A 10,475-nucleotide genomic window follows, 5' to 3' on the forward strand; every position below is an offset into this window, starting at 1 on the left:
AGTGCCTTTTAACTGATTATAGGATGACCTTGCCATTTCAGTCAATGTATTTGTGTTAACTTATATAACATTAATTATAATTTTATGACTTTTTTATGACTAAACTCGCTTTTAATGTAAGATTATATAACACAAAAGAAGGATCTGACCTACACGACAAAGAGAGACATGCTTAGCACATGCCCCCCATTTAATGAATCAACCCTTAAATCACTCGAAACGTTCCCGTTCCAATCGTACCTAAATTACCTTCACGGTCAAACACACGACCTTGCGTAGTTATCATCTTACGGGATTGATGAACAAGCTCAGCCGTCACCACCAAGCGGCCTTCATAAAGCGGAGCTACGAAATGAACGTTTAAATTCGTCGTTACCACCTTGTCCTCCGGCCTTGCCATCATCACAACAATCCCCATCGCATTGTCCAATAAGGAAGATAGTACACCGCCATGTACGATCCCTATCGGGTTCAAGTGATGCGTTTTGGCTTCCAAAGCAATCGTAATGATGTTATCTTGCATACTCACAAATTCACAGCCAAGAAAGCCCCAAAACGTAGGCTCCGCTGATGCCGCTAATTGCTGGAGCCTCTTATTTATACGTTCGTTAGTATCATCCATAGGATTCCCTCCACTCTTCTTGTAAAGGGCTTCCCCTTAATTGTTAAAAGCAGGAAGAGGCGCTTAAACGATCTTCTCTTCCTCTAGTAATTGCCTGCGCAGCACCTTTCCAATCATCGTTTTTGGCAAAGACTGACGGAACTCAACTTTCCGAGGCACTTTATAGGCAGCCAAACGCTCACGGCACCACAATTCCAGTTCCTTTTCCGTTAGCGTCATTCCCGGTCTTAACACGATAAATGCTTTCACCGTTTCTCCCCGATATTCATCCGGCACGCCTGCAACTGCAGCCTCCAGAATGGCTGGATGCTCGAAGAGAACCTCCTCAATGTCACGCGGATAAATATTGTAGCCTCCGGCTATGATTAAATCCTTCTTGCGATCAACAATCGAGAAGAACCCATCCTCGTCCATACGCCCCATGTCGCCTGTATAAAGCCAACCATCTCTGATGGTCATAGCCGTTTCGTGCTCGCGCTGCCAATACCCTTTCATCACCTGAGGCCCTTTAATGATAATTTCGCCAATTTCCCCAATCGGCAGTTCTTGACCTGAATCCGAATCCACAACCTTCGTATCTGTATCCTGAAAAGGGATCCCAATTGAACCTATTTTCCGAAACCCCCAAATGGGATTCGCATGCGTAACAGGGGATGCTTCCGTCAATCCGTAGCCTTCAATTAGTCTACCGCCTGTTAATGCCTCGAAGCGTTCTTGCACCTCTAAAGGGAGAGGCGCTGAACCGCTTACACAAACATTTATAGAAGAAATATCTACTTCCTTCATGCGCTTATGATTAATCAAGGCAATGTACATGGTTGGCGCACCAGGGAAAATCGTTGGCTTCAACGTATGAATCGTGTCCAAAATTAAGTTGATATCGAACTTTGGAATGAGGATCAACATCCCCGCCCGATACATCGATTGATTCAACAAGACAGTCAAGCCAAAGACATGGAAGCAAGGGATAGCCCCTAAGAATCTTTCTTCACCTAGCCGAGTACGATAGCACCAATGACTAGTTTGGTACGTATTCGCAATCAAATTGGTATGAGTCAGCATAACACCTTTGGAGATCCCTGTCGTCCCTCCGGTGTATTGAAGAAGGGCAATATCCTCGTCAGCCTCCACATCTACACAAATCGGGGCGCGAGAAGCTGCACGGAGCAGCTTTTTATAAGAATAAACACCATCCCCGTAAGTGACAGCAAGGTTTGCACCATCTATTTTCATTTTAATCGGATATAGGACATTTTTGGGAAAGGGCAAATAGTCCTTAATAGAAGTCACAATAACATGCTGAATCGGTGTTTGCGCTTTCGCCTTTTGCACACGATCAAACAGCAAATCCAACGTTACGATAACGGTTGCTCCGGAATCCGAGAGCTGGTGAACCAGCTCTCGCTCCACATAAAGCGGATTCGTCATGACGACGATCCCGCCCATCATCAGGGTTCCGAAGTAGGCGATGATAGCCGAAGGACAATTCGGCAGCATAATCGACACCCGATCCCCCGGGCTAACGCCCAGCTCTTTTAAAGCATTGGCAAAACGATAAGACGCTTCCAATACCTCCCGATAACGCAGCGTTTTCCCCAAGAAATACAAGGCAGGTCGGTCCGGAAACTTGTGCGCGGAATCTACCAACAAACGTGCAAGATTATGCTTCGGGTACTCGTAAGTCGGCGCCACTTCAGACGGATAATGGCGCAGCCAAGGCTTTGCCTCACTCATACAAAACCATCCCCTTCAGGTTCCTGACATCGATGACTATACGATGAATTTCTCACCCTGAATAACACGTGCGGCGATGTCGCGCTTCAGACCAACCGTATTCACACTGCTGCGTCTGGACAGCTTTTTCAAAATCGACAATTGAGTCCGAAGAACATCTCCTTCTTCCATCGTACTGAGCGCTTCCTTCGCATATGCCTCAATTTTGTCAAAGGCTTCATGAACAAAAACCGTCGTGATTTGGATCGCATTCTTCGCCTTCTCTTCCCCTGCTTTTTCAATCAGCTTTTGCGTACGTAGAAGACCGCTCTCAGCCGCGAAAATTTGGATCATAATGTCGGCTAAATTGCTTAAAACTTCCTGATTTTTTTCTAGCGCCATGCCATACTTCTGTACCGCAAGCCCACCGACCATCAGGAATACCTTCTTCGCCATTGAAACCAGATGCACCTCTTCGGCTAGCGTTCCTTCAAATGTTTGGCCTGGTACGATTGAGAGCAGTTCAGCTTGCAGCGCTTGAGCTTTTTGCAGCAAAGGCAGCTCGCCTTTCATCGCTTTCTTCACTAATGTACCTGGAATAAGCAGGCGATTGATTTCATTCGTGCCTTCGAAAATTCGGTTAATTCTTGAATCCCGATAAATACGCTCTACTTTATACTCCTGGATAAAACCGTAGCCGCCATGAATTTGCAAGCCCTCATCCGCAACAAAATCCAACACTTCTGACGCGAAAACCTTATTAATGGAGCATTCCAGCGCGTATTCAGAGATCCCTTTGGACGAATGTTTACCGGCATCAGGGCTCGTATGATCAATATCTTTGAGAATGGTATCGAACAAACCAGTCGTTCTATACACCATGCTCTCCAACATATACGTTTGAATATTCATTTCCGCCAGTTTTTTACCAATCAATGGAAACCGCGAGATAGGCGTATTAAACTGTTGGCGGGTATTCGCATATTTTGAAGCTAACTCAATCGTCTCTTTGGAAGCTCCCAGACACCCGGTCGCCAATTTGTAACGGCCAATATTCAAAATGTTAAAAGCAATCAGGTGACCCTTCCCGATTTCACCCAATAAGTTCTCGACCGGCACACGGACATCTTCAAAATAAAGCGGACGCGTCGACGAGCCTTTGATCCCCATCTTCTTCTCTTCCGGCCCCATCGTAAAGCCAGGATCACCTTTCTCCACAATAAAGGCCGTGAAATCAGTGCCATTGATTTTGGCATATACGATGAAAATATCAGCAAATCCGGCATTTGTGATATACAATTTCGATCCGTTCAAAAGGTAATACTTGCCATCCTCAGATAATCGAGCCGTTGTTTTTGCCCCCAAAGCATCCGAGCCGGATGTTGGTTCTGTTAAACAGTAGGCCGCGATTTTCGCGCCTGTCGCAAGGTCGGGTAAATACTTCTTTTTCTGTTCTGTTGTACCAAAAAATACAATCGGCAGCGTGCCAATTCCGACATGCGCCCCAATAGATAAAGCAAAGGATGAAGCACGCGCGAGATTTTCGCTTATCACAGTGGAACTTACTTTATCCAACCCTAGCCCGCCATAAATCTCCGGTACATCAGAGCCAAGTAATCCGAGATCTCCCGCGCTGCGCATCAGTTTTACCGTTAAATCATAATCGAGCTTTTCCAAATGCTCATCATTCGGCATGACTTCCCCTGATACAAAATCACGTGTTGTTTCCGCGATCATGCGATGCTCTTCGGTAAAATCCTCTGGTGTCACAATATCATGAAAATCCGTATCCGAAATAACAAAACTACCGCCTACGACTTTCTCCACCATGGTTCATCTCTCCTCTAGATTAATTGTACAAGGGTAAATATTAGGATTCATAAGGGCCTAGATAGACTCTCATGATTTCATTAAACAGGATGTACTTCAAATACGCCGGCAGCTCCCATTCCGCCGCCGATACACATGGACACTACACCATAGCCGCCGCCACGACGCTGCAGCTCGTGTATTAAGCTCGTTGTCAGCTTCGCGCCGGTACAACCGAGCGGATGCCCGAGGGCGATGGCGCCACCGTTCACATTCACCAAATCTTCATTCAAGCCTAGCTCGCGAATAATATGGACACATTGCGAAGCGAACGCTTCGTTGATTTCAAACAGCTTCACTTGGTCTTGCGTGATTCCTGCCATCTGCAAAGCCTTCGGAATCGCCTTCACAGGCCCAACCCCCATAATTTCCGGCTCCACGCCGGAAAGCGCGAAGGCCTTGAACGTCGCCAGCGGCTTCAGCCCGAGCGCTTCCGCGCGCTCGCGGCTCATCAGCACGGCCGCCGCTGCGCCGTCCGACGTCTGTGACGCGTTGCCCGCCGTCACAGTGCCGCCCAAGCTGAACGCAGGCTTCAGCTTGGCAAGCCCTTCCACGGATGTATCGGGGCGAACGCCCTCATCCGTGGCAAACACGAACTTCCGCTCGAACGCTTTGCCGCGTTCGTCAATGCCCTTCACGCTCGTCTCTACCTTCACGATCTCGTCTACGAACTTGCCGGCTGCGATCGCGGCAGCAGCAAGTCTGTGGCTCCGCGTTGCGAAGCCATCCTGCGCTTCGCGCGAGATGCCGAAGCGCTGCGCGACTTCTTCGGCTGTGTGACCCATGCCCATGTACACCTCGGGCATGCTCTCAACCAGCCCCGGATGCGGCGAGAGCTTAAAGCCCGTCATCGGGACGTGGCTCATGCTCTCTACGCCTCCGGCGACAATCACCTCCGCGTGGCCAAGCATAATGCGCTCCGCCGCATAAGCGATGGCTTGCAGCCCGGAGGAGCAAAAGCGATTGACCGTGATCGCCGGCACGGTCACCGGGAAGCCCGCATACAGCGACATCGTGCGTGCGAAGTTCAGCCCTTGCTCGCCTTCGGGCATCGCGCACCCGATAATGATGTCCTCGACATCACCTTTGTCGAGTCCAGGAGCGCGTCGTATAGCTTCTTCCAATACGGCTTTACCCAGATCCTCCGCTCTGGTTTGAGCGAAACTGCCTTTCTTCGCGCGACCGACTGCCGTGCGTGTTATCGATACAATGACTGCTTCTTTCATCGATTTCACCTCATTATGAGTAATAGGCATGCACCATTCGTGGCTTTCTAATTAGAAAGGCAAGGTCTTCATCTTTAGTTCCGCAGTGCTTTCCCTTTGGAAAGCATGTATTGCATGCGCTGTTGTGTTTTCAGCTCTCCACAAAGACTAAGGAAGGCTTCACGCTCTAGATCGAGCATATATTGCTCTGTGACTAACGTTCCTGCTGGCACATTCCCTCCAGCAAGTACGTGCGCGAGCTTATTTGCAATCAATTGATCGTGCTCGCTGATATATCCGCCTTGGCGCATCGTATACGCAGCAATTTGCATCACCGCTTTGCCATTCTCGCCAACGACGCGGATTTTCTCTTGTACAGGTGGCGTGTATCCCGCCGCTTCCATGCGAAGAACGGCTTGCTTCGCTTCATAAATACGATGATCCGGATTCACAACGACTGTATCCCCAGCACGCATATAGCCAAGACGTTTCGTATCATGACCGCTCGTCGACACCTTTGCCATTGCCACCGTTTCAAAAATCGCATTGATCCACGGCTGTAGATCAACTTCCGGGTCACGAACTTGTTGACTTGCTAGAAGCGCTAACTCCTTACATCCTCCGCCGGCAGGAATTAAGCCAACTCCCACTTCAACGAGACCATAATACGTTTCCGCCGAGAAAATGATTTGATCTGCCGGCATACAAGCCTCAACTCCGCCACCAAGCGTCATCTTGTGAGGTGCAGCAACAACCGGCTTTTCCAGCCTTTTGAGCTTCAGCATGGAGTTTTGGAATAAACGAATGATGCCGTCTACTTCATCCCACTCGCCATCTTGCGCTTCCATTAACAACAGCATCACATTGGCGCCGACACAGAAATTTTTACCTTCGTTAGCGACAACCATGCCGCGATAGTTGCTGCGTACTTCGTCCACGCTTTGCTGAATCATCGTGAGAATATCGGCTCCAATGGCATTGTTCGGCGAGTGAAACTCTAAACAAGCTACCCCGTCTCCAATGTCTATCAAGCTCGCGCCGCTATTGGAACGGATGACTTTATTTTGCTGTTTTAAAGAGGCTAGTGAAATGAGTTCTGGCCTTGATTCAACGCCGCGAAACTCATTTTTCAGATAGTAAAAGCTTTGACCTTCCTTGCTCTCATAAAAGCTGTCATGACCGGCAGCGATCCATGCTTTTACCCATTCAGGCACTTTACTGCCTTCCGCTTCCATTCGTTCCACAGAACGTTTCAACCCAATGGCATCCCACGTTTCAAAAGGACCGAGATCCCAGTTAAAGCCCCATTTGAGCGCATTATCAATCTCGACAATGGAATCTGCAATCTCATCTAATTTTTCAGCGGAATACAGCAGCACTGGCTTCAAAATGTTCCACGCCAGATCCGAATATCGATCTTTGGCACTCAGCAAAGCCTTTAACTTCCCTACCGTACCTTTCGCCTGCTTCGCAGCTTCCAAAGAGCCCGAACTAATTTTGCGGCTTGTCGAATATTCCATGGTATTTAAATCTAGAGATTGAATCTCTTTACCTGCTTCGGACTTCACTTTTTTATAAAATCCCTGGCCCTGCTTTTCTCCGATCCAGCCTTTTTCTACCATCGTTTTTAAAATGGCTGGTGTATTGAAAATCTCCTTCTCTGCCGGGTCGGTCACAAGATCAAAAACGTTATTAGCCACATGGACGAATGTATCCAGTCCCACCAAGTCCAGCGTACGGAACGTCGCGCTCTTAGGGCGGCCCATTGCCGGACCGGTTACAGCATCTACTTCTTCGACGGTATATCCATTTGCAAGCATTTCACGCATAGTAACCAAAAGCCCATAAGTACCAATTCGATTACCGATAAAATTCGGCGTATCTTTTGCTTGAACAACGCCTTTTCCAAGCTTTCTCTCAAAGAAATCAGACATAAGTGCGACAATTGCAGGATCTGTCTGTACATTTGGAATCACTTCCAATAATTTCATATAGCGAGGCGGATTAAAAAAATGAGTGCCAAGGAAATGCTTTTTAAACTCCGGGCTAGCGCTTTGGACCATGGCATTGATTGAAATGCCCGATGTATTCGAGGAAACAATCGTTCCCGGCTTCCAAACGGATTCAATACGGCTGATGAGCTGCTGCTTCGCTTGCAAATTTTCCACAATAACTTCAATAATCCAATCCACATTTCCAAGCTTCGCTAAATCATCCTCCAGATTGCCCGGTGTAATTCGTTCAGCGAAAGCTTCACTGTACAGGGGAGCCGGATTCGTCTTCTTGAGCTTATCTATCGCATTAAGAGCAAATCGATTACGCACTTTGGGATGATCTAACGTAAGGCCAGCAGCTTCTTCTTGCGCCTGCAGTTGGTTAGGCACCATATCGAGCAGTAACACAGGAATGCCTACATTTGCCAAATGGGCAGCAATACCGGAGCCCATCACACCGGAGCCGATAACGGCCGCTGTACGAATCTTTGTCATATGGAAATTTCCTCCTACATGATTTTTCAGTTTTCGCATCAACACTGACTTTAAAATGCTCGCCTTTAGGGCTACGAAGTCGATTATCTAAGACGTTCCAAACACAGACAAGGCAAGAATTTCAGCGATATCTCGCGCTTTTACCTGCTCCTCGACCTCCTTAAGCTTCGTTCCATCCTCCACCATCGTTAAGCAATAAGGACAGGCGGAACTGATAACGGTGGGTTTCACACTCAAAAGCTGTTCAGTGCGCGCTACATTAACGCGTGTACCTGCAGTTTCTTCCATCCACATCATGCCGCCTCCAGCACCGCAGCACATGCTGTTCTCGCGAGAACGTTCTTGCTCAACCAACTCAACCCCTGGAATTGCTCGCAGTACATTACGCGGTTCCTCATACACTTTGTTGTAGCGGCCAAGATAGCAAGAATCATGGTACGTAATACGCCCTCTAACTTCATGTTGCGGCTTAAGACGCCCCTCTTTCACCCACAGATCCAACAGCTCAGTGTGATGGAAAACGTCTGCCGTAAGTCCAAATTCGGGATATTCATTTTTGAATGTATGATACGTATGCGGGCATGTCGTTACGATTTTCTGAACCTTATACTTTTGAAAAGTCGCAATATTGTCCGCACACAGCTGTTGGAATAGAAATTCATTGCCCATACGGCGAGGTGTGTCCCCGGAATTCTTCTCCTCATTGCCCAAAATGGCAAAGGAGACACCCGCTTCCTTCATCAATTTCACAAAAGAATGCGTGACCTTGCGGCTGCGATTATCGTAAGCGCCCATGGAACCCAAGAAAAACAAGTACTCGAATTCCGGATTTTCCTTCACCGTACGCACGCCGAGTTCATCATCCGGATCTACTTCTTTGACCCATTTCACGCGATCATTCCGGCTAATACCCCAAGGATTTCCTTGTCTCTCAATGTTCTGCAGTGCACGTTGACCATCATGAGGCATGCTGCCTTGCGTCAGTACAAGATGTCGGCGCAGATCGATAATCTTATCCACATGCTCATTCCCTACAGGACATTGATCCTCACAATTACGGCAGGTTGTACAAGCCCACAGTTCTTCTTCCGTAATAACGCCGCCAATTAGCTCAACTTCAAGCGGGTTATGGGTACTTGGACTAGCGAAAGCAAAAGCTGGCACCCATGGTGATTTCGATGTGATGGCGGCGCCTTTTTCCGTCAAATGATCACGAAGCTTCGTAATCAAATGCATCGGCGATAGCATCTTGCCTGTTGTATTCGCAGGACAAACATTCGTACAGCGACCGCATTCTACACAAGAGTAGAAATCAAGCATCTGCTTCTGTGTGAAATCCTCGATTTTGCCTACACCGAACGACTCCGCCTCTTCATCCTCTAGATTAAGTGAAGCTAGTTTACCGATAGGCTCCGTGCGGCGAAGCAAGATATTGATAGGTGCTGTAATAATGTGAAAATGCTTCGACTGCGGTACATAGATTAGAAATGAGAGTAGGATCAGCAAATGCATCCACCAGCTTATATAGAAACCAACCGCAGCCGCTGTATGCGACATACCGATAAAGGCTGCTGCGAATAGGGATGATATTGGTGCAAATGCGGATGTCTCCATCCCTTCTTTTACCCGTTCAAACCCACCGCTGACGACAACAGATAGCATCAAGAAAAAAATGAAAAATATAACGATACTAGGCTTCCAACCGCGTTTCAGCCGTTTTAGCTTCTCTACATAACGACGATAAGTCGCGTATCCCATGGCTAGAAGAATCAGCGCTACCGTCACTTCCTGCATCAAAGTGAAGTAATTGTAGCCCGGTATTGGTAACCCATGGCCAATTAATCCCTTCAAAATGAGATCCAGCGCCCCAAGCTGCAAAATTATAAATCCATAAAAGATCACAATGTGCATGATGCCGCTTTTCTTATCCTTCAATAGCTTGGTCTGGCCAAATACCTGAATCGCAAACTCCTTCAACCGCGCCTTCGCTTCCGTTTTCAAATTCACAGACTTGCCGAGCCTGATGTACAAATATCGGTGATACACAACTCGGACAAATAAATAAACCGCAAACCCCGTAACCGCAAGAAATAAAAGAAACTGAATGAGCGAACCGGTCATTGAGGACCCTCCTAGCGTTTTGCGTTAGCAAAACTTTCTTCTTATGCTTGTTCTGCGTTTTCGTGAGACTCATTAAGATTTCCTAAAATCTCGTAAGATCTCGTGAGATTTCATGAGATTTCGTAGGATTTCGCAAGAGTGAGCTTAGCAAGCCCCCCTACTACTCCATCCAAAATCCCGCAACCTTGAATCACACCATCTTGCCCGAAATCCAGATAAATAAGAGCCTTTAGAGAATGCTATTTCCTCATTTTCGTTGCTTTCTCTGGCTTTAGGAGCCTCTAGGAGTAAGTTTCACAATTCAAAACCCGCGCCAGATAAGGGTTTCTGGAGGATGCAAAAAGGAGAACCTCCCCATCTAATCGAAAGTGTAAGTACCACCAAACACTAGAAGAGAAGGGAGTTCTCCTAATGTATTTGATTCGGCAGCAAAGCCTGTTTTCCCTGCAAGACCTA

6 protein-coding genes are annotated in these 10,475 nt (G+C 47.5%); all 6 read right to left on the reverse strand.

Annotated elements, in window-relative coordinates; translation table 11 throughout:
* Positions 1-205: 205 nt before the first annotated feature.
* Entirely contained in the window at positions 206-622 is a 417-nt protein-coding gene (locus G519_RS0108175; protein WP_029194259.1) for a PaaI family thioesterase, read from the reverse strand.
* Between the two features lie 63 nt (positions 623-685).
* Positions 686-2,356, reverse strand: coding sequence for a long-chain-fatty-acid--CoA ligase (locus tag G519_RS0108180; protein ID WP_029194260.1), 1,671 nt, complete (start codon positions 2,354-2,356; stop codon positions 686-688).
* Between the two features lie 36 nt (positions 2,357-2,392).
* On the reverse strand, positions 2,393-4,165 hold the full coding sequence (locus tag G519_RS0108185) for an acyl-CoA dehydrogenase family protein (RefSeq protein WP_029194261.1): 1,773 nt from the start codon (positions 4,163-4,165) through the stop codon (positions 2,393-2,395).
* Positions 4,166-4,245: 80 nt separating this feature from the next.
* Positions 4,246-5,430 carry an acetyl-CoA C-acyltransferase gene (locus tag G519_RS0108190; RefSeq protein ID WP_029194262.1) on the reverse strand — a complete coding sequence of 395 codons (1,185 nt, stop codon included), beginning with the start codon at positions 5,428-5,430 and terminating at the stop codon, positions 4,246-4,248.
* A 74-nt stretch (positions 5,431-5,504) separates the two neighbouring features.
* The gene (locus tag G519_RS0108195) at positions 5,505-7,898 is read right to left on the reverse strand and encodes a 3-hydroxyacyl-CoA dehydrogenase/enoyl-CoA hydratase family protein (protein ID WP_029194263.1); all 2,394 of its coding nucleotides are present in this window, start codon (positions 7,896-7,898) and stop codon (positions 5,505-5,507) included.
* Positions 7,899-7,985: 87 nt separating this feature from the next.
* Entirely contained in the window at positions 7,986-10,019 is a 2,034-nt protein-coding gene (locus tag G519_RS0108200; protein WP_029194264.1) for a (Fe-S)-binding protein, read from the reverse strand.
* Positions 10,020-10,475: the final 456 nt, after the last annotated feature.

It is taken from the genome of Paenibacillus alginolyticus DSM 5050 = NBRC 15375 (genome assembly GCF_000422905.1).
Classification (GTDB): domain Bacteria; phylum Bacillota; class Bacilli; order Paenibacillales; family NBRC-103111; genus Paenibacillus_E; species Paenibacillus_E alginolyticus.